Origin of the sequence: Lactobacillus iners DSM 13335 (assembly GCF_000160875.1) — a bacterium.
GTDB classification, from domain to species: domain Bacteria; phylum Bacillota; class Bacilli; order Lactobacillales; family Lactobacillaceae; genus Lactobacillus; species Lactobacillus iners.
Genome location: NZ_GG700804.1, coordinates 14434 through 34445, shown reverse-complemented (window position 1 = coordinate 34445; position 20012 = coordinate 14434). Strand labels below are relative to the sequence as shown.

General features: G+C 32.8%; 20 protein-coding genes. 17 read left to right on the top strand and 3 right to left on the bottom strand.

Annotation, left to right across the window (positions count from 1 at the left end):
- Genes pknB through HMPREF0520_RS01670 form a run of 4 tightly spaced genes read left to right on the top strand, consistent with a single transcriptional unit; the run spans position 1 to position 4169 of the window.
- Entirely contained in the window at positions 1-1920 is a 1920-nt protein-coding gene (gene pknB, locus HMPREF0520_RS01685; RefSeq protein ID WP_010222417.1) for a Stk1 family PASTA domain-containing Ser/Thr kinase, read from the top strand.
- The gene (gene rsgA, locus HMPREF0520_RS01680; RefSeq protein WP_006729170.1) at positions 1920-2813 is read left to right on the top strand and encodes a ribosome small subunit-dependent GTPase A; all 894 of its coding nucleotides are present in this window, start codon (positions 1920-1922) and stop codon (positions 2811-2813) included. Before pknB ends, rsgA begins: the two co-directional genes overlap by 1 nt.
- Before the next feature lie 7 nt (positions 2814-2820).
- A complete protein-coding gene (rpe, locus tag HMPREF0520_RS01675; protein ID WP_006732291.1) occupies positions 2821-3471 on the top strand; it encodes a ribulose-phosphate 3-epimerase in 651 nt (216 codons plus the stop codon).
- Positions 3468-4169: a thiamine diphosphokinase gene (locus HMPREF0520_RS01670; protein ID WP_006729168.1), complete on the top strand. Its 702-nt coding sequence runs from the start codon at positions 3468-3470 to the stop codon at positions 4167-4169. Before rpe ends, HMPREF0520_RS01670 begins: the two co-directional genes overlap by 4 nt.
- A gap of 19 nt (positions 4170-4188) precedes the next feature.
- Here the strand turns inward: HMPREF0520_RS01670 and udk are convergent, their stop codons facing one another.
- Positions 4189-4824, bottom strand: coding sequence for a uridine kinase (gene udk / locus HMPREF0520_RS01665; RefSeq protein WP_006729167.1), 636 nt, complete (start codon positions 4822-4824; stop codon positions 4189-4191).
- 162 nt (positions 4825-4986) lie between these two features.
- Between udk and HMPREF0520_RS01660 the strand changes: the two genes are divergently transcribed.
- The 11 genes from HMPREF0520_RS01660 (at position 4987) to HMPREF0520_RS01605 (ending at position 16417) form a co-directional block, all read left to right on the top strand.
- Positions 4987-6465, top strand: a complete 1479-nt coding sequence (locus tag HMPREF0520_RS01660) for an ABC transporter substrate-binding protein/permease (RefSeq protein WP_006730143.1) — start codon at positions 4987-4989, stop codon at positions 6463-6465.
- Positions 6458-7198: an amino acid ABC transporter ATP-binding protein gene (locus tag HMPREF0520_RS01655; RefSeq protein ID WP_006729165.1), complete on the top strand. Its 741-nt coding sequence runs from the start codon at positions 6458-6460 to the stop codon at positions 7196-7198. Before HMPREF0520_RS01660 ends, HMPREF0520_RS01655 begins: the two co-directional genes overlap by 8 nt.
- 120 nt (positions 7199-7318) lie before the next feature.
- Positions 7319-8371, top strand: a complete 1053-nt coding sequence (locus tag HMPREF0520_RS01650; RefSeq protein WP_006729164.1) for an inorganic phosphate transporter — start codon at positions 7319-7321, stop codon at positions 8369-8371.
- A 9-nt stretch (positions 8372-8380) separates the two neighbouring features.
- The gene (locus HMPREF0520_RS01645; protein WP_006729163.1) at positions 8381-9004 is read left to right on the top strand and encodes a DUF47 domain-containing protein; all 624 of its coding nucleotides are present in this window, start codon (positions 8381-8383) and stop codon (positions 9002-9004) included.
- A 60-nt stretch (positions 9005-9064) separates the two neighbouring features.
- A complete protein-coding gene (gene sufC, locus HMPREF0520_RS01640; RefSeq protein WP_006729162.1) occupies positions 9065-9856 on the top strand; it encodes a Fe-S cluster assembly ATPase SufC in 792 nt (263 codons plus the stop codon).
- A gap of 12 nt (positions 9857-9868) precedes the next feature.
- Positions 9869-11167, top strand: coding sequence for a Fe-S cluster assembly protein SufD (gene sufD / locus HMPREF0520_RS01635; RefSeq protein WP_006729161.1), 1299 nt, complete (start codon positions 9869-9871; stop codon positions 11165-11167).
- On the top strand, positions 11133-12371 hold the full coding sequence (locus HMPREF0520_RS01630) for a cysteine desulfurase (RefSeq protein WP_006729160.1): 1239 nt from the start codon (positions 11133-11135) through the stop codon (positions 12369-12371). The genes sufD and HMPREF0520_RS01630 overlap by 35 nt, the downstream gene beginning before the upstream one ends.
- On the top strand, positions 12361-12810 hold the full coding sequence (gene sufU, locus HMPREF0520_RS01625) for a Fe-S cluster assembly sulfur transfer protein SufU (protein ID WP_006729159.1): 450 nt from the start codon (positions 12361-12363) through the stop codon (positions 12808-12810). Before HMPREF0520_RS01630 ends, sufU begins: the two co-directional genes overlap by 11 nt.
- A 1-nt stretch (position 12811) precedes the next feature.
- On the top strand, positions 12812-14215 hold the full coding sequence (gene sufB / locus HMPREF0520_RS01620) for a Fe-S cluster assembly protein SufB (RefSeq protein WP_006729158.1): 1404 nt from the start codon (positions 12812-12814) through the stop codon (positions 14213-14215).
- 77 nt (positions 14216-14292) lie between these two features.
- Entirely contained in the window at positions 14293-14760 is a 468-nt protein-coding gene (locus HMPREF0520_RS01615; RefSeq protein ID WP_006729157.1) for a Dps family protein, read from the top strand.
- 568 nt (positions 14761-15328) lie between these two features.
- Positions 15329-16417 carry a hypothetical protein gene (locus HMPREF0520_RS01605; RefSeq protein WP_010222424.1) on the top strand — a complete coding sequence of 363 codons (1089 nt, stop codon included), beginning with the start codon at positions 15329-15331 and terminating at the stop codon, positions 16415-16417.
- 149 nt (positions 16418-16566) lie between these two features.
- Here HMPREF0520_RS01605 and HMPREF0520_RS01600 read toward each other — a convergent pair whose 3' ends face one another.
- Both HMPREF0520_RS01600 and HMPREF0520_RS01595 read right to left on the bottom strand, forming a co-directional pair.
- Entirely contained in the window at positions 16567-17910 is a 1344-nt protein-coding gene (locus HMPREF0520_RS01600; RefSeq protein WP_006729154.1) for a PFL family protein, read from the bottom strand.
- 17 nt (positions 17911-17927) lie between these two features.
- Entirely contained in the window at positions 17928-18194 is a 267-nt protein-coding gene (locus tag HMPREF0520_RS01595) for an ACT domain-containing protein (protein WP_006729153.1), read from the bottom strand.
- Between the two features lie 153 nt (positions 18195-18347).
- Between HMPREF0520_RS01595 and rbsK the strand changes: the two genes are divergently transcribed.
- Both rbsK and rpiA read left to right on the top strand, forming a co-directional pair.
- Positions 18348-19286: a ribokinase gene (rbsK, locus tag HMPREF0520_RS01590; RefSeq protein ID WP_006729152.1), complete on the top strand. Its 939-nt coding sequence runs from the start codon at positions 18348-18350 to the stop codon at positions 19284-19286.
- Complete coding sequence (rpiA, locus tag HMPREF0520_RS01585; RefSeq protein WP_006729151.1) at positions 19273-19968, top strand: ribose-5-phosphate isomerase RpiA; 696 nt, start codon at positions 19273-19275, stop codon at positions 19966-19968. The genes rbsK and rpiA overlap by 14 nt, the downstream gene beginning before the upstream one ends.
- Positions 19969-20012 lie beyond the last annotated feature (44 nt).

The window sequence follows — 20012 nt, the reverse complement described above, 5'->3', positions numbered from 1 at the left end:
TTGGTTGAGAAGGGCTACTTATTAGGTGGTCGTTATAAAATTCTCCGTCTTTTAGGAGAAGGAGGAATGGCCAATGTTTATCTTGCTGAAGATATAATTTTATGTAAAAAAGTTGCAGTAAAATTATTAAGATTAGATTTACAAAAAGATCCACAAACTATCCATAGATTTAAGCTAGAGGCACAATCTACTAGCGAGTTAAGTCATCCAAATATTGTTTCTATTTTAGATGTAGGTAGTGATGATCAACGTCATTATTTGGTTATGGAATATGTCGAAGGAATCGATTTAGAAGAATATATTCAACGAAATAAGCCACTATCTTTGAATGAAGCTATTCGTATTATGGATCAAGTTTTATCTGCTATAATATGTGCACACCAACATGGTGTTATTCATAGAGATTTGAAACCACAAAATATCTTGATGGATAAAATGGGTAACATAAAGATTGTAGATTTTGGTATTGCTGTTGCTTTAAATAAAAGTACTATGACGCAAACCAACACTGCTATAGGATCTGTACATTATATGTCGCCTGAGCAAGCAAGAGGTAGCATTACTACCAAGCAATCAGATATTTACTCATTAGGTATTATTTTGTATGAGTTAATTATGGGACAGGTACCATTTGGTGGTGAAAATGCGGTTGCAGTTGCTTTAAAACACTTTCAAGAACCGACCCCGTCGATGCGTCAGCAAAATATTGAAATACCGCAACCATTAGAGAATGTAGTGATGCGAGCTACTGCCAAAGATGCACGTGACCGATACAGATCTGTCGTTGAAATGAAAAAAGATTTAGATACTAGTTTGGAACCTTCTAGGCGTTTTGAACCACCATTTGTAGCTGAGCATAATCCTAATAAAGATGCAACTATCGTTTTACCTGTAGTTGATGGATCGGTTAAAAACACAGCCGAGATCAAGCAAAATTTAAAAGATAGTAATAAAAGTTCTGCATGGTTATCTAATTTTAAAAAGCATAAGTGGTGGTGGATCACTACTGCTTTTGCATTTATGATGATAATTTTAATTTTCATTTTTGCATTAGGTAGAAAAGATTATGTTAAAGTACCAGAATTAAATAATTTGGATGAAATGCAAGCCAAGAGAGTTTTGATTAGTCGTGGTTTGCGTGTAGGTAAAATTTATCATAAATTTTCTAGCAAAATAAAAAATAATCATGTGATTAATGTAACACCTAAGAGTGGAACCTCAATCAAAAAATATCAAAAAGTTAATTTGATAATTTCTAAAGGTGATGGATTAACTGCAGTTCCAAATGTTATTTATGAGTATTTTGAAGACGCACAGGAAGAGCTTCAAGATTTAGGCTTTAAGGTAATAAAAAAGGAGATTCATTCTTCGACGGTTGAAAAAGGTGTTGTGGTAGAGCAGAACCTTTTCCCAGGTAAAAAAGTGGTAGCAGATAAGACTAAAATTGTATTAACTGTTTCCAAAGGTGGCAAGACACATAAAAAGATAAAATTACGTGATTTGAAAGGTTATTCATTAAAGAGCTTGAAGGATTATATCAAAGATAAAGGGTTGATATTAAAAGTCATTGAAGAAGATTCTAGTGCTCCGCAAGGTACTGTAATCAGACAAGATCCTGAAGCTGGTACTAAACTTAGTCGAGGAGATTGCGTAACGGTGGTTGTTTCTAGAGACAATGGTAATATTCTTATTAAGAAGTACGATATCAGATATGATAGCAGTAGTGATCGCGGAAATGGTAATCATATTCAAGTATTTATTTCAGATGATAGTCATAAATTCAGTAATACTTATGTAGATACGTATATTACTACAGATAAAACTATATCAGTGCCTTTAGATTTTAGTTCATCTGATGAAGCTAGAGTTAGAATTGTTCAAGACGGTAAAATAATAGTAGATGAGGATATAAGAAAATAATGCTAGAAAAAATTGCAGGCATTGTTGTAAGTGTTATTTCTGGTTATTATGATATTAAAACTGATAAAGGGATTATTAGATCAAGAGCTCGTGGCATATTTCGTAATTTAAAGCAAAAGCCATTAGTTGGTGATAGAGTGGTCGTGCAACCAGATGATAAAGGGATAAATTATTTAGTTGCTGTAGCTGATCGCACTTGTGAATTGCAACGTCCTGCTTTGGCAAATGCTGAGTATGTTTTGTTGGTAATGTCTGCTACACAACCAGACTTTTCAGTTGATTTGTTGGATAGATATTTAGTTTTTTTTGCATGGAAGAAAGTTAAAGTAGTAATTTTCTTATCAAAAACAGATTTGATATCATCTGATGAGTTGTTGAAGATAAAAAGTAAATTGAATGAGTATCAAAAAATAGGGTATCAATATTTTGTCGATTATCAAGATCTAGAGCAGTATTTACAAAATAATATAGATTCCGATGAGATATGGGTTTTAGCAGGTCAGTCTGGTGTAGGAAAATCTACTTTATTAAATAGATTAAAAAAAGATATCAGTCAGAAAACTGCCGAGATATCTTTTGCTCTCAATAGAGGAAAACATACGACTAGACAGATATCATTATTTGAATATGGTAAAGGTTATATTGCTGATACGCCAGGTTTTTCCTCAATTGACTTGTCCAATATAAAGCTAGATGAATTAAAAGATCTCTTTTATGAAATTAAACATTTTAGCAAAGAATGTAAATTTAGGCAATGTCAACATATCAATGAACCTAAATGTGCTGTTAAAGTAGCATTGAATAATCATGATATTTTAGATAGTAGATATAATTCATATATAAAAATTAGGGAAGAAATTGCTTTGGGAAGAATTCCTGAATATAGAAAGTAGTCAAAAAATGATAGCACCATCAATTTTAAATGCAGATAATTTAAGTTTAAAAGAACAGATTTTGGAAGTTAAATTAGCGGGAATAAAAAGACTACATATTGATATTATGGATGGACATTTTGTTCCGAATCTTTCATATGGCCCAGAACTGATTAAATGTATTACTCGAGATTTTCCTGATATGGAAATTGAGATTCATCTAATGAGTAATAACTTGCCAGTGATGTTACCCTTGTTTGCCAATTTATCATGTGCAGTCTTAGAATTTCATCTAGAAGCTACAGATCAAATTGACAAATGGATAGAATATGTTCGAAATAAAGGTATAAAAGTAGCATTGGCTATTAATCCAGATACGCCTGTTGAAAAAATAGTTCCTTTTTTAGATAAAATTGATCAAGTCTTGTTAATGTCTGTCCAACCTGGTTTTGGAGGACAAAAATTTCGTAATGAAGTTATAGATAAGATAGTGTTTCTTAAAAAGATGATGGCAAATCACGGGTATGTGATACCGCTAGAAATTGATGGTGGTATTAATGATGTGACTGCTAACAAAGTTAAGGTAGCTGGAGCGGATATTGTAGTAGCTGGCTCATATATCTTTAAGCATGGCATGATTAAAGATCAGATAGATAAATTAAAGTGTGTGATGAAATGAAAAAAGCTGTGGCACTTTTGGGAGGTCCAGTTCAGCTGTGGCCCAAGGATTTAAAAGATCGCATATTAGTAGCTAAAAAAAATAATGACTTAATTTTTGCCAGCGATCGTGGTAGTCAATTTTTATTAGATATGGGAATTGTTCCTGAAGTTGCTATAGGTGATTTTGATTCCTTAAAAAAGGGTGAATTAGCACAGCTAGAAGAATATGAGATCGATTTTAGATATTCACATCCAGAAAAAGATTATACGGATTCAGAACAATTATTCAAAGTTGCTTTTGAAGAATATAATGTGGATCAACTTGATATTTATGGAGCTACTGGTGGAAGATTAGATCACTTTTTATTGAATATTTTTACTTTTAGCAAATCTGAATTAAAAAAGTATTGTGAAAAAATCCGTTACATTGATTGTCAAAATATTATTATGTATATTTTGCCAGGTGTCAAAAAATTTCAAGCAGTCGCGGGCTATAATTATTTTGCAGTTGGTAATTTGACAGCTGTTGATGATTTGAATATTAGTGGTGCTAAATATGAGTTGAAAAATTATTCTTCAGCAAATCCATTCGTCTTTTCTTCCAATGAGTTTGTAGGCTTGCAACCTATTGTAGTAAGTTTACAATCAGGCGAAGGCATAATTATATATAGCAAAGATATTAATAGATTTTATACAGCAAAAAAGCCAAGAATTTAAAACATTCTTGGCTTTTTTATTATGATAACACTGCATTGATTTTTGTTGTTAACATATCAATGGCAACGTTGTTTTCCCCACCTTCAGGTATGATAATATCAGCATAACGCTTGGTTGGCTCAATAAATTGGTGGTACATTGGCTTAACGGTAGCTAAATATTGACTGATGACTGAGTCGACAGAACGACCACGCTCTTGTGTATCCCTTTTTAATCGCCGGATAAAGCGAATATCATCATCCGTGTCAACATATATTTTAATGTCCATTAAATTGCGAAGCTGTTTATCAAATAGAGTTAAAATTCCTTCTAGCAGGATAATATCAGCAGGTTCTACGTGAGTAGTTTCTTTGCTTCTTGTATGTTGCGTAAAGTCATATATCGGCATCTCTATAGCATGATGATTAATTAATGAATTAAGTTGATGTGCTAAAAGTTTCATATCAAAAGCATCAGGATGATCATAATTAATCTTGCTTCTTTCAGTCATTGATAAGTTATCATTGCATTTATAATAAGAATCTTGAGTTATTTTTAAAATGCGATCATTATGTTTTCTTTTGAATCGATTATATATTTCCATTGCAATGGTAGTTTTGCCACTACCTGATCCTCCGGCAATACCGATTATAATTGGCTTTTTTTGTGTTTCCATTTTATATCTCCTTATTCAGTTAATTACATGATACATTAAAGTGAAAAAAATAGTAATAATCTTTTTTAAAATATCCTCTAAAAAACTGTTATTGAAATTATAATTTTGTTAAAATGAACAACATATAGTTATTTTGATTATATCATGGAGAAAGTAGTTTATATGAAAAAGTGTAACTTGTTTAAAATTATTGCTAATCTCGCTTGTTTAATGACTTTTTTATGTTTGTTTTCAGCAAATGCTGTAGCAGCTGATCATTCATCCAAGTCGATTTTAACGTGTATAAAAAATAAAAAAGAGTTAGTTGTAGGTACATCAGCAGATTATCCACCATTAGAATTTATTGATAATCAAAATGGTACCAATAAATATGTGGGTGTAGATATTGAGTTAGCTAAAGAAATAGCTAAAGATTTAGGCGTCAAACTTGTAGTTAAAAATATGAGTTTTGATTCTTTATTGGTAGCTTTAGAGACGAGAAAAGTTGACATGGTTATTTCAGGATTAACTCCTACTCCTGAAAGAAAAAAGAGTGTCGATTTTTCTAAAATATATTATCGACCTAGTGGGGAATATTTTTTAATTAATAAAAATGATCGGGCAAAATATCATAGCTTAATTAGTTTTAAGGGACAAAAAATTGGAGCACAAAATGGTAGCTTGCAATATCAATTAGTTAAAAAACAAATGCCAAAATCACATGTTAAAGGATTAGGTAAAATTAACACATTGGTTTTAGCATTACAATCTGGCAAAGTATCCGCAGTGGTTATGGAAGAATTAATTGCTAAAGCATATGCTCACAATAATCCTAGTCTATATTGCTTTAAATCCGATTTAAAGGAACCACAAGCAGGTAATGCAATAGCGGTAGCAAAAAATCAACCAGATTTATTGAAGGAAGTTAATAAAACAGTCGATAAAGTTATTGCTAAAAAATTAGTTTTAACAAAATTCTTACCACAAGCTGCTAAGTCAATGAAAAAATCAACTGCCCAAAAAGATCCATTTAAATATGCACCATATTTCATTAAGGGAATAGAGCTTACTTTAGTTATTACTATATTTTCTGTCTTGATAGGTGTAATTTTAGGTACAATTTTGGCTTTAATGAGATTAAGTAGTCATTTGGCACTTAAGATTCCTGCAATTTGCTATATTGAATTAATTCGTGGTACACCGCAGATGGTTCAAATTTTATTTGTTTATTTTGGAATAGGTGCAATTATTCAAAATATGTCAGCATTGTTAGCTGGTATTATAGCAATTGGTCTTAATTCTGGAGCATATGTGGCAGAAGATATTCGTTCAGGAATCAATTCACTTCCCGTAGGACAAGCTGAAGCTGCTCGTAGTTTAGGATTAAGTAAAGCAGCAACATATCGATATGTAGTTATTCCGCAAGCAATCAAAAATATATGGCCTGCATTAGGTAATGAATTTATAACTTTGCTGAAAGATAGCTCTCTAGTTTCTATAATTGGTGTAGCTGAAACTATGTATCAAACACAATTGGTGCAAACTTCTACATATCAAGGAGTATTTCCGCTTGTCGTTGCAATGGCTATTTACTTTATAATGACATTTACCTTGACAAGAATCCTATCGTATATGGAAAGGCGGATGAATTATCATGACTGATTTAATAAAAATAAATGATCTAAAGAAACATTATGGTAAGCAAAGCATTTTAAAAGGCATTTCAGCAACAGTCGAGCAAGGGAAAGTTATATCAATTATAGGACCATCTGGTGCAGGTAAAAGTACATTCTTACGTTGCTTAAATGGCTTAGAAAAACCTGATGATGGTAGCATTTGCTTTGAAGAAAAGAATATCACTTCAATTAATGAACGCAAGCTAGATAAATTGCGTCAGAAAATGGGAATGGTATTTCAAAATTTTAATCTATTTTCTAATATGAACGTTTTAGAGAATATTAAATTGGCACCGATGAAAGTCAACAAAATATCAAACGAAGCTGCAAATCAGAAGGCCTTATCATTACTTGAGCGAGTAGGATTAGAAGATTGTGCTAATAAAATGCCATCAGCTTTATCTGGTGGTCAAAAACAGCGTGTTGCAATTGCTCGAGCATTGGCTATGGATCCAGATGTAATGTTGTTTGATGAACCAACTTCCGCACTTGATCCTGAAATGGTAGGCGAAGTCTTAAATGTTATGAAGGAATTAGCAGATTCAGGGATGACTATGTTAATTGTTACTCATGAAATGGGCTTTGCTCAGCATGTGTCTGATGAAATTTGGTTTATGGCAGATGGCTTTTTGCAGGAAAAAGCTACGCCAGAAGAATTTTTTGCACAACCTAAAACGAAAAGGGCACAAGAGTTCTTATCAAAGGTACTTTCTGTTTAGATATATAGCATCATTTTTGCACAAAAAATGTTATATTAATAAAATCAATAAAAATATAAAAAAGATAGATACAATTATGTATAATTAATATTGTGATTTTTATTTTAAAAGGAAAACAATATGACAATATCTTTTAGTAATTTTTTAGGACAGGTAATCACTAATCCAGGATTGGCGATTACCGTATTTTTAACATTAGGTGTTATTTTTGTTAATGGTTGGACAGATGCACCTAATGCGATTGCTACTACAGTTACAACGAGGACTATGCGTCCCAAAACTGCTATTGTTATGAGTGCTATATTTAATTTCTTTGGCGTTTTAATTATGACTCAAATAAATAGCTCGGTAGCTTCAACTATTTCCAATATGGTTGATTTTGGTAGCGATTCTCGTCATGCCATGATAGCTCTATCTGCAGCATTATTTTCAATAGTTGTTTATAGTGTAGGTGCTTCTTATTTTGGTATTCCAACGTCAGAATCACATTCTTTAATTGCTGGTTTAACAGGAGCAGCAATTGCTATGCAAAATGGCTTAAAGGGTGTAAATGGGACAGAATGGATCAAAGTTATCTATGGTTTATTTCTGAGTCTATTTCTTGGTTTTGTTTTAGGTTGGCTAGTTTGTAAGTTAGTAATTTTAATTTGTCGTAATTTTGAACGGAAACGGACCAATAAGTATATTAGTTACGCTCAAATTTTAGGATCTGCAGCTATGAGTTTTATGCATGGTGCACAGGATGGTCAAAAATTTATAGGTGTTTTATTGCTTGGTATAGCATTTGCTAATGGTCATTCAGATTTGGTAAATACTTTTATTCCAATTTGGTTAATGATGATATGTTCAACTGTGATGGGAGTGGGAACTTCTGTCGGTGGTGAAAAAATCATAAAAGCTGTCGGTATGGACATGGTTAAACTAGAAAAATATCAAGGCTTTGCATCTGATTTAGCAGGTGCTTTGTGCATTTTAATTTCAACTTTAACAGGTGTTCCAATTTCTACAACACATACCAAGACCAGTGCAATTATGGGAGTAGGTGCAGTTAGAAGATTATCTTCTATTAATTTAAGTGTAGTTAAAGATATGATGCTTACTTGGGTATTTACATTCCCAGGTTGCGGAATTATCAGTTATATTATGGCCAAAATTTTTATGGCATTTTTCTAGGAGTAAATTATGGCAAGAGTTAAAGATTCATATTATTTTGAAACATTTGTTGAATGTGCAGATTATAGTTTGCAGGCAGCTAAATTATTAAAAGAAATTATGACAGATTATGATAGTACCATGATTGGTGAAAATACCAAAAAAATTCATTTTATTGAACATCAAGGTGATCAAGTTAAACATAATCTTACTAAAGTATTAGCACGTGCATTTATTACTCCATTTGATAGGGAAGATATTGCAGAGTTAAGTCAAAAAATAGATACAATGACGGATAGTATCGAAAGTGTAGGGATGCGCTTATATACTAATAATATTAAAAAAATCAGACCAGATGCATTGCCAGTGATTAGTTTGTTGATTAATGCTGTAGAAGATGTTAAAACATTACTAAAGGAGATGCCAAATTTCAAACGTAATACAGCTTTCAAAGATTTAATTATACGTGTTAATTCTGTAGAAGAAGAAGCAGATAAATTATTTATTGAAAATATGCATAGGCTTTCTGTTGAAGAAAGCGATCCTATGAACGTTTTGATGTGGCGTGATATTTACAATGCCTTGGAACGTTCAGTTGATGCTTGTGAATATGTAGCTGATACGGTTGAAATGGTAGTTTTAAAAAACTCATAATAGTATTAATGGTCATCTTCGGATGGCTATTTTTTATCGTAATGGAGAAATAGTAATAAAATGGCAACATTAGAAATTAAAGATTTACATGTCGAAGTACAAGATAAAGAAAAAAAATTCAAGAAAATACTAAAAGGCGTCAATATGGTCATGCATACTGGTGAAATCCATGCAATTATGGGTCCGAATGGAACTGGTAAATCCACTTTGTCTGAAACAATCATGGGTAATCCTAAGTATCATATAACTCAGGGTGATATTTTATTAAATGGCGAAAGTATTTTGAATATGACGGTCGATGAGCGAGCTAGAAAAGGTTTATTCTTAGCAATGCAATACCCTGCTGAAGTACCTGGTGTAACTAATTCTGAGTTTTTGCGTGCTGCTATTAATGCTAGACGTCCTGAAAATGATCCTATTCCCATTAGTGATTTTTTAAGTGAATTGGATAAAAATTTGGCTTTGCTAGATATGAAAGAAAATATGATTGATCGATATTTAAATGAAGGATTTTCTGGCGGTGAAAAAAAGCGAAATGAAATTTTGCAACTGTTGATGATTAAGCCTAGTTTTGCTATTTTAGATGAAATCGATTCTGGATTAGATATTGATGCTTTACGTGTTGTATCACGTGGTGTTAATGCTATGAGAGGTAATCAATTTGGAGCTTTGATGATTACCCATTATCAAAGACTGCTGGATTATATTGTCCCTGATATTATTCATGTGATGATGGATGGTCGCGTTGTCAAAGATGGTGGCCCTGAAATGGCCAAAAAATTGGAAAAAGAAGGTTATGCTGGGTTGCGTGATGAATTAGGTTTGGATATCAAGTTAGTAGATGAAGATTAAGAGGTGTAAATCATGGATGATCAGCAAGCTTCTAGGTTGAGACAAGTAGCATATAATCATCAAGAACCAGCTTGGTTTATTGAAAAAAGATTGGCGGCTCAAAAATTATTGCTTAATAATATAGATTTACCTCAAATGCAAAGATTCAAATTTGATAATTGGCCTTTTTTTAGTAAGCATGACATAGATTTGCAAATAGCAGAATCCATAGAAAAAAATGCAGTAACTACAAATGAGTTTAATGTTTTGCAGATTGGACAGACTACCTGTTCTTTAAATTTGCCCCAAAAATATCAAAAGCAAGGTGTTATATTTACTGATATTTTTACTGCTTTAAAAGAATATCCAGAAATGATTAAAAAATATTTTATGACAGAAGTAATTAAAGTGGATGAGGATAGAATTACTGCTTATCATCAAGCTTTTGTTAATGCTGGATTATTTTTATATGTACCTAAAAATGTTGAAATTAATATTCCGATTAAAGCTGATTTAGTACAAGATAGTAGATCTGAAACATCTTTTAATCCACATCTTTTAATCGTTGTTGGTCAAAATAGTAAGCTTAAATTTGTGCAACATTTAAAAACGATTGGTAGCTGTCATAATACTATGAATATGGCAGTAGAAATTTGGGCAGAAGATGGCAGCCATGTGGAGTTTTCTTCTTTAGAAGAAATAGGAAAAAATACTACCTTATATTTTAATAAGCGAGCTAATATAATGCGTGATGCTTATGTTGAATGGGCAGTAGGGTTGATGAATGATTGTAATACAGTAGGTAATATTGATTCTGAGCTAATCGGTGATGGTAGTTATGCTTATTCAAAAGCGATAGCAGTTACCACAGATAAACAACATGTCGGGATTAATAATCGAGTTATCAATCGTGGACCTCATTCTACCGGTCTGATTAATCAACGTGGTGTTTTATTGGATAATTCTAGGTTAATTTTTAATGGTATCGGTCAAATAAAGCATGGTGCTCATGGCTCAAAGGCTGATCAGCAAAATCGTATTTTGATGATGTCAGATAATGCCCATGGTGATGCTAATCCTTTATTATTAATTGATGAAAATGACGTAATAGCAGCTCATGCAGCTAGTGTCGGACCAGTAGATCCTATTCAGATGAATTATTTAATGAGTAGAGGTATCCCATTTGATCAAGCAGAGCGGTTAGTAATTCGAGGCTTTTTGGGTGCAGTTTTAGATGCTATACCAGCAGTTGATGTTAGACATGAAATGATTAATATTTTGGAAAGAAAATTGATTAATGGACAAAATAGATATCGAAAAGATCAGAAATGATTTTCCCATTTTAAAAAAGAAGATTAACGATGAAAAGTTAATTTATTTGGATAATGCAGCCACTGTACAAATGCCAAAAGAAGTTTTGACAGCTTGTGACACTTTTTATCACGATGCATATAGTAATGTTCATCGAAGCAGTCATACTTTAGCCATAAAAGCTACCCAAATATATGAAACTGTTCGTAAAAAGGTGCAAAAGTTTATCAATGCTGCGGACACTAGTGAGATTATTTTTACTTCAGGTTGTACTGCCAGTTTAAATCTGGTGGCTTTAAGTTGGGGTGAATCATTTATTAGTGCTGGTGATGAAATAGTTATTACAGCTATGGAACATCATAGTAATTTAATTCCGTGGCAACAATTAGCACTACGAAAAAAGGCCAAACTTAAATTTATCGAATTAACGCCTGATGGCAGATTAGATATGAATGATGCTGCTCAAAAAATAACGAGTAAAACTAAGCTAGTAGCTGCAGTGCATGTTAGTAATGTACTTGGAGTGATTAATCCAATTAAGAAATTAGCAAGTTTAGCACACAAGGTTGGTGCCATTATGGTGGTTGATGGTGCACAAGCTGTTGGGCATATTCCAATCGATGTGCAACAATTAGAGGCTGATTTTTATGCTTTTTCAGGTCATAAAATGCTAGCCCCCACTGGTGTAGGTGTTTTGTATGGACGCAAATATTTATTAGAAAAGATGACACCAGTTATGTATGGTGGTGAGATGATTGAACATGTTAGTCGTTTTACTAGTAGTTGGGCAGAGATACCTTTTAAATTTGAAGCTGGAACTCCCAATATAGCAGGTGTGAGAGGGTTAGGTGCAGCTATTGACTATTTAAATAAAATAAGTTTTCAAACGATTACTGAATATGAGCAAGAATTGACAGATTGTGCACTAAATGCTCTTAAAAAAATTACTGCTTTGACAATCTATGGTCCATTAACTAGTAAAGAACGATTGCCTATTTTTTCATTTAATCTGGATAAAATTCATGCTCATGATTTGGCTACGATTTTAGATGCTGAAGGTGTTGAAGTTAGAGCTGGTCATCATTGTGCAGAACCATTAATGACGGATTTGGGAGTTATTGCTACAGTTAGAGCTAGTTTTTATATTTATAATACTGAAAAAGATATTGATATATTAGTTGAAGCAATTGAAAAAGCAAAGGATTTTTTTAATCATGGGAATTGAAAGATTGAATCAATTATATCGTGAAGTTATTTTAGATTATGGGCAACATCCACGCAATAAGCGAGAAATAGAGCTTCCCACGTTGACGACTGATGTTTATAATCCTAACTGTGGTGATAAATTGAAACTATTTGTATGTCTAGAAAATGATAAGATTATTGATGCATCATTTACTGGAGAGGGATGCACTTTAAGTCAAGCATCAGCTGATATGATGACTAAAGTAATTAAAGGAAAATCAGTTGAACAGGCAATATCTTTATCTAAAACAATATCTGCTATTGCTTTAGGCAAAAAACAGTCTGAATCACAGATGGAAGCATTAGGGGATGCTAAAGTTTTAGAGTCAGTTATGCAATTTCCAGCCAGAATTAAGTGCGTTACTATTGCTTGGTGGGGATTGGATAGAATATTATTAGGATTGAGAAAGGAAGCATAAAATGGCAACAGCCGAGGATTTGGTAAATGATGATGCTTATCAATTTGGCTTTCATGATAATATAAAGCCAAAATTTTCTACTGGTCGTGGTTTAACAGAAGAAATTGTACGAAAAATTTCTGCTGAAAAAAATGAGCCTAAATGGATGTTAGATTATCGATTGCAGGCTTATCAAATTTATCAAAAAATGCCTTTCCCAAGTATTGGACCCGATCTTAGTGGGTTAGATTTAGAAAATATGCTTTATTATCAAAAGGTAACAGATAAAAAGTATCGTGATTGGAACGATGTTCCAGAAGATATTAAGTTAACCTTCGAAAAATTGGGTGTACCTCAAGCAGAGCGTAAATATTTAGCTGGTTCTGCTGCACAATATGAGTCAGAAATGGTTTATCATAATATGAAAAAGCAATTTGATAAATTAGGTATTATTTTTATGGATACGGATAGTGCTTTAAAAGAATATCCTGATATCTTTAAAAAATATTTTGGAAAAATTGCTCATCCAACTGATAATAAATTTGCCGCTTTAAATTGTGCCGTTTGGTCTGGAGGGTCATTTATTTATGTCCCTAAGGGTGTAAAAGTTAATACGCCTATTCAAGCATATTTTCGTTTAAATGCTGAAAACTCGGGTCAATTTGAGCGAACATTAATTATCGTTGATCAAGATGCTCATCTTGATTATGTTGAAGGATGTACAGCACCGCAATATTCTTCTGATAGCTTGCATGCTGCAGTCGTGGAAGTTAATGTTTTAGAAGGTGCATATTGTCGCTATACTACTATTCAGAATTGGTCTGATAATGTTTATAGTTTAGAAACTAAAAAAGCACAAGCTCAAAAGAATGCAACTATGGAATGGGTTGATGGTAATTTGGGTGCTAAAGTTACTATGAAATATCCAAGTGTTTACTTAAATGGTGAGGGTGCCAAGGGTACGATGTTATCTATTGCAGTAGCTCATCATGGTGTGCATCAAGATTCTGGTGCACGTATGTTACATAATGCTCCCAATACTTCGAGTTCCATTGTTTCAAAATCAATTGCCCGTGGTGGCGGTTCTACTGATTATAGAGGAACTGTTGATTTTAGTAAAAATTCAAGCGGTTCAAAGTCGCATGTTGAATGTGACACTATTATTATGGACGACATGTCATCTTCTGATACGATTCCAACCAATGCTATTGAAAATTCTAATGTAGCGATGGAACATGAAGCAACTGTATCTAAAATTTCGGAAGAGCAATTGTATTATTTGATGAGTCGAGGTATTTCTGAACGTAAGGCTACCGAGATGATAATTATGGGATTTGTTGAACCTTTTACGCAACAATTGCCTATGGAATATGCTGTTGAACTCAATCGCTTAATTAGTTTTCAAATGGAAGGTGCTATTGGATAAAAAAGTGCATATCATTATGTGATTGTTACGCCTCACGTTATAATTAATATATATTATGAAATACGGAGGTAATATTAATGAAATATCCAAAGACAAAAGAAATATTGAATGAAGCAGTTGCCGATTTAATTAAATTGCACTTAGTTGTACATCAACATCATTGGTATATGAGAGGTGAACGTTTTCTAAAATTGCATCCGTATCTGGATGAGGTAATGGATGAATTATCTGAACAATTAGATTTAGCTGCAGAAAGAATTGTTATCTTAGATGGAAATCCATGTTCTAGTTTAAAAGAAGTCTTAGAAAAGAGCAAAATTAAAGAGAGTGAAGGTGATTATAATTTAACAATTAATGAGAGATTCAGTATTATTGTTGATGATTTAAGACAACTTCGTGATCTATATCAAAAAGGAATTAGAATCAGTGCTGAAGAAGGTGATGATTCTACCAATGATATGTTGATTTTGTTCAATACTTCAGTTGAGAAGAGAATTTGGATGATGTCTGCTGAATTGGATCAAGCACCTAAGAATGACGATTAATCAATAAATTTTTAGCGTAGCAATTATTTAAAGTTGCTACGCTTTTTAATTTTATTTACTAATTTATTTAATAGTATTATATTTTTTTGTTGACCAACAAAGAAAAATATGTAAAAATATGGTCGCCTGGGTGTGTGTAAATATTTTTTAGTTGGGATATGGAAGTGAAGGTGTACTGATATGTCTAAAGTTATTGTTAAAAGTGCACTAATAGTAGTTATAGTTTTAGTGGTATACTTTATCTCCTTTAATAGTGGATTTACATTTTTGGATCAATACCCGTATATAAAAGCTATATTGATTTTCTTAGCGTTTGTTCTATCATTGCATAATGTTATACGAGACGTAAGAAATAATAAAAAATAGTAATTTTGTTAAAATCATATTTTGATGTGTGATAGGAACCCCGAAATTCGGACAATAATTTCGGGGTTTTTATTATGTCTAAATTTTGAGGTTTATATTATATTGCTTTTTTTAAAAAAATATAATATTAGTATTGTATCTTCTAAAAAAAGAAATTATAATTTTAGGCAAAAGATGGATTATTATAGTGAGGTGATTAGCTATGAAGTATACTAAAATATCAATATGTTCGATGTTATGTGCTGGAGCATTACTTTCTTTAGCAGATACTGCTATTGGGAATAAGGATATTAGTAAAGTATCTGCTGCCACAGAAATTGCTAATGCAAAAAATATTGAGTCAACAAAAAGTAATATGGTTATTAGTCTTAATGGCACAGGTCGGACAGTTGATAGTGATAAGCAAGTAGCTGTATATGATCAACCAAATGGTAATGTAGTAAGATATCTTGAACCGGGCACCAATTGGAAAATTTTCAAAAAATATTATGATGTTGACAATAATTGGTACAATCTTGGTGGTAATCAATGGGTTAGTGAAAAAGATCTTACAATCAAGTTAGCTTCTTATGTTATTTTTGGTATTAAAGGTATTGCTAATGTCATTAATGGTGATACTAAAGTAGCTGTATGTGATAAGCCTAATGGTAATGTGATTCGCTATCTTGCACCTGGTACTAATTGGAAGGTGTTTAAATGCTGTGATAGTGTAAAAAAATATGGTGATGTACATGCACCTAAATGGTACAATCTTGGTGGTAATCAATGGGTTAATGAAAATTATGTTGGAATAACGACTAATATCAGAGGTGTAGGTTCTGTTTATTCACCGAAAGCTAATCCAACTTCTGTATTAGATAAACCATTTGGCAAAGTTATTAAAGATATTGATCCTAATGTACGGTCTTGGAAAATTTTTAAAATCTATCGATGCCCTTCAGGTATGCCTGGTGTTCAGTTGCGATGGTATAATCTTGGTGGTAATCAATGGGTTGATGGATCATATATGGTAGCTAATATCACAAGTATGGAAGAGGGAATATATGATTTATGTGACTATAGAGAATATGAGGATTGCCCTATTATTAAAGTAAGATGTAATTCTAATGCTGGTATTAGAGTGTGGGCAGCACCAGGTATTAAACCGACAGGTAAGTGTTTGCCTAATGGTTCATCGTGGAAAGTTTTGAAAATATACTACCATAATTCCGATGTATGGTACAATCTTGGTGGTAATCAATGGGTTTCTAAAAAAGGTACAGTATATTTAGAAAATAAGTTTTATAAGTAATCAAAAAAGTCTAAAAGCGTGGTAGTGTTCTGACTACTACGCTTTTTTGCTGTAGTTTAGTTAATTATAATTAAAAAATATCGACTTTCAATGCTAGATTTTAATTTTAACTTTGAAAGTCGATATATGATAAAGATATTTTTATGATTTTAGTTTTTAAAGCTATGGATAGGAGCTGGAATCGTACCACCACGAGCAATCATATCTTGGCTTGAGGCTTCATTTACTTGCATAATCGGAGCGTGTCCTAAAAGCCCACCAAATTCAACAAAGTCGCCCACTTTTTTGCCTGGTACAGGGATTACCCGCACAGCTGTTGTTTTGGCATTGATCATTCCAATAGCTGCTTCATCAGCAATCATGGCACTAATTGTACTTGCTGGTGTATTGCCAGGAATAGCTATCATATCTAGTCCGACGGAGCAGACAGCAGTCATTGCTTCAAGCTTTTCGATATTTAGACAATGGTTATTAACAGCACTAATCATCCCAGCATCTTCAGATACAGGAATGAATGCACCTGATAATCCCCCCACATGACTACATGCCATAATACCACCTTTTTTAACAGCATCATTGAGCATTGCTAAACATGCAGTGGTCCCATGTGTGCCAACTTGCTCTAAGCCTATTTCTTCTAAAACTTCAGCAACTGAGTCACCGACAGCGGGAGTAGGTGCTAATGATAAATCGACAATACCAAATGGCACATTTAATTTATCTGCAGCAATGGTTCCTACTAATTGTCCCATACGAGTTATTTTAAAAGCAGTTTTCTTGATGGTTTCGGCTACAATATCCATTGATTGACCTTTAATTTGTTCTAATGCTGCTTTTACAACACCGGGACCTGAGACACCTGTGTTAATTACTACATCTGGTTCACTGATACCATGAAATCCTCCAGCCATGAAAGGATTATCTTCTACTGCGTTACAAAAGACAACTAATTTTGCATTAGTCATGAAATTGAGTTTAGAGCCAGCTACGATAATATCTCCCATTTCTTTAACTGCATCCATGTTGATGCCACTTTTTGTAGATCCAACATTCACAGAAGCACAAACATATTTAGTTTCAGCTAATGCTTGAGGTAATGACTTAATTAGGATATGATCACCTTTTTGGTATCCTTTTTGTACAAGGGCACTAAAGCCACCGATAAAATCAATTCCTAATTCTTGAGCAGCTCTATCTAGTGTTTTGGCATATTTAACATAATCTTGATCTTTGCAAGCAGCAGCGATTAGTGAAATAGGTGTTACAGAGACACGCTTATTAGTGATAGGTATACCATATTCTGCTTCGATTTCTCTACCTACCTTCACTAAATTTTGAGCATTCTTCATGATTTTATTGTATATTTTTTGACAAGCAACATCACTATCGCTATCAATACAATCAAGAAGTGAGATTCCCATTGTAATTGTTCTGATATCTAAATTTTCTTGTGAAATCATATTACTTGTTTCAAAAATTTTATTTATTTCCATTTCGATTATTCCTTAAATTAAATTTGATGCATCGCATCGTACAATTCATTATTTCTTAGATTTATTTCGACAGATAAATTTTTAGCTATTTGAGCTAATCCTTGGTTAATAACCATAAAATCAGCTCCCTTTGGTAATTGTACACTCATCATCATGACAAAATTATTTCCCATAATTGTTTGTGACACATCTAATATATTGATTTTTTGTTCAGCAAGATAAGTACTTGTCTGGGCAATAATTCCTACTTTATCTTGACCATAAACTGTTAAAATTGCATTCATATTAATTTTTACCTCTTTTTTTTAAAAATATTAGATATCATTACTTAACTTATGGTATCAAAATTAGTGATAATTTTCGACTATACATATTAATGTTATAATAATCTATATTGATATTTTATAAGAAATTAGTCTTAAATTGGAGTAGATATAATGAAGAAAGTAACAATTATCGGATCAATTAATGTCGATAATATTATGCATATAAAGGCTTTACCTAAACCTGGGGAAACTGTAGCAATGAGTGCATTTTCTCAAGCTGCAGGAGGTAAGGGTGCCAATCAGGCCATCGCTTCTGCTAGAGCAGGAAATAAGACTGTGTTTGTCGGTCGCGTTGGTGATGATAGTAATGGTGAATATATGTTGCGAGAATTTTCTGAAAATGAGATTGATACTGCATATATTAATGTTACTAAAAAGCAACAAACTGGTCAGGCATATATTTTATTACAAGAAACTGGACAAAATTCAATAATTATTCAACATGGAGCAAATTATGATTTGACTGAAGCGGATATTATGCAAGCCAAAGATGAAATCCAAACAAGTGATTTTGTGATAGCCCAATTTGAAACGCCGCTTGCTCCTACAATATTAGCTTTCAAATTAGCACATCAAGCAGGCAAAAAAACTATTTTGAACCCTGCACCAGCTAAAGCTAATATACCTGAAGAATTATTAAAGGTAACAGATTTGATTACCCCAAATGAAACCGAAAGTGAAATTATTACGGGTATTAGAGTTACCGATTTAGATTCTATGAAAAGAAGTGCTGAGTTTTATCATCAGTTGGGCATTGATGGCGTTATTATAACTTTAGGTGAAAAGGGATGCTTTGTTTCGACCAGTAAAGTTAGCAAATTGATTCCAGCATTTAAAGTTAAAGCTGTCGATACAACTGCAGCGGGTGATACGTTTATTGGAGCATTATCGAGTGAATTGCAAGCGGATTTTGCAAATATTGAAGCTAGTGCAATTTATGCTTCATTATCGTCATCTTTTGCTGTGCAAAAGTTAGGAGCATTTCCTTCTATTCCTAAGCGAGATATTGTTGAAGCAGCTTTAAAGGAGATTAATTATGCAAAAAACTAAGCAAGATGAATTAAAGCAAGAAGCAGCTAAAAAAGCAGCCTTGATGGTTGAGCCTAATTCTGTGTTAGGTGTTGGCACAGGTTCCACGGTAGCATTTTTTATTGATGAGTTGGCTAAAATAAATAGGGAAAAAGCTTTAAACTTAAAAGCTATTGTTACCACTTCTAATCGCTCTCGTGCTCAATTAGAAAAGCAAGGCTTTAAAGTTAATGAGTTATCTGAAGTTGATCAAATTGATTTAACTGTTGATGGTGCCGATCGGGTTGATCTTAACCTTAATGGTATTAAAGGTGGAGGAGGTGCCTTAACTTTAGAAAAGAATGTAGCTGTTAATTCTAAAAAAAATATATGGATTGTTGATGAAACTAAATTTGTTGATCGCTTAAAAGGCTTTGCATTACCTGTTGAGGTGTTGCCTATTTCATGTGAGCAGAATTTTAGAACCTTTAGTCAAGAAGGATTATTGCCAAAATATCGTTTGGATGACAATGGAAAAAGATATATTACACATTATGGAAATTTCATAATTGATCTACATGTTGATCCTATTCCATTTCCTAATGTGTTAGCACATTATTTGGATAGCGTAGTTGGTGTTGTTGAACATGGCTTATTTTTAAATATATGCAATGAAGTTATTATTGCTCATAGTGATGGAAAAATAGAAATCAGAAAACGTTAGAATTAAAGATGATTATTATAAAGACTGATTGTTATCAAGTCTTT

Excerpts from the sequence above, each read along its gene's own strand:
- rsgA (WP_006729170.1), top strand. The coding sequence starts at position 1,920 with ATGCTAGAAAAAATTGCAGGCATTGTTGTAAGTGTTATTTCTGGTTAT.
- rpe (WP_006732291.1), top strand. The coding sequence starts at position 2,821 with ATGATAGCACCATCAATTTTAAATGCAGATAATTTAAGTTTAAAAGAA.
- HMPREF0520_RS01670 (WP_006729168.1), top strand. The coding sequence starts at position 3,468 with ATGAAAAAAGCTGTGGCACTTTTGGGAGGTCCAGTTCAGCTGTGGCCC.
- udk (WP_006729167.1), bottom strand. The coding sequence starts at position 4,824 with ATGGAAACACAAAAAAAGCCAATTATAATCGGTATTGCCGGAGGATCA.
- HMPREF0520_RS01660 (WP_006730143.1), top strand. The coding sequence starts at position 4,987 with ATGAAAAAGTGTAACTTGTTTAAAATTATTGCTAATCTCGCTTGTTTA.
- HMPREF0520_RS01655 (WP_006729165.1), top strand. The coding sequence starts at position 6,458 with ATGACTGATTTAATAAAAATAAATGATCTAAAGAAACATTATGGTAAG.
- HMPREF0520_RS01650 (WP_006729164.1), top strand. The coding sequence starts at position 7,319 with ATGACAATATCTTTTAGTAATTTTTTAGGACAGGTAATCACTAATCCA.
- HMPREF0520_RS01645 (WP_006729163.1), top strand. The coding sequence starts at position 8,381 with ATGGCAAGAGTTAAAGATTCATATTATTTTGAAACATTTGTTGAATGT.
- sufC (WP_006729162.1), top strand. The coding sequence starts at position 9,065 with ATGGCAACATTAGAAATTAAAGATTTACATGTCGAAGTACAAGATAAA.
- sufD (WP_006729161.1), top strand. The coding sequence starts at position 9,869 with ATGGATGATCAGCAAGCTTCTAGGTTGAGACAAGTAGCATATAATCAT.
- HMPREF0520_RS01630 (WP_006729160.1), top strand. The coding sequence starts at position 11,133 with ATGGACAAAATAGATATCGAAAAGATCAGAAATGATTTTCCCATTTTA.
- sufU (WP_006729159.1), top strand. The coding sequence starts at position 12,361 with ATGGGAATTGAAAGATTGAATCAATTATATCGTGAAGTTATTTTAGAT.
- sufB (WP_006729158.1), top strand. The coding sequence starts at position 12,812 with ATGGCAACAGCCGAGGATTTGGTAAATGATGATGCTTATCAATTTGGC.
- HMPREF0520_RS01615 (WP_006729157.1), top strand. The coding sequence starts at position 14,293 with ATGAAATATCCAAAGACAAAAGAAATATTGAATGAAGCAGTTGCCGAT.
- HMPREF0520_RS01605 (WP_010222424.1), top strand. The coding sequence starts at position 15,329 with ATGAAGTATACTAAAATATCAATATGTTCGATGTTATGTGCTGGAGCA.
- HMPREF0520_RS01600 (WP_006729154.1), bottom strand. The coding sequence starts at position 17,910 with ATGGAAATAAATAAAATTTTTGAAACAAGTAATATGATTTCACAAGAA.
- HMPREF0520_RS01595 (WP_006729153.1), bottom strand. The coding sequence starts at position 18,194 with ATGAATGCAATTTTAACAGTTTATGGTCAAGATAAAGTAGGAATTATT.
- rbsK (WP_006729152.1), top strand. The coding sequence starts at position 18,348 with ATGAAGAAAGTAACAATTATCGGATCAATTAATGTCGATAATATTATG.
- rpiA (WP_006729151.1), top strand. The coding sequence starts at position 19,273 with ATGCAAAAAACTAAGCAAGATGAATTAAAGCAAGAAGCAGCTAAAAAA.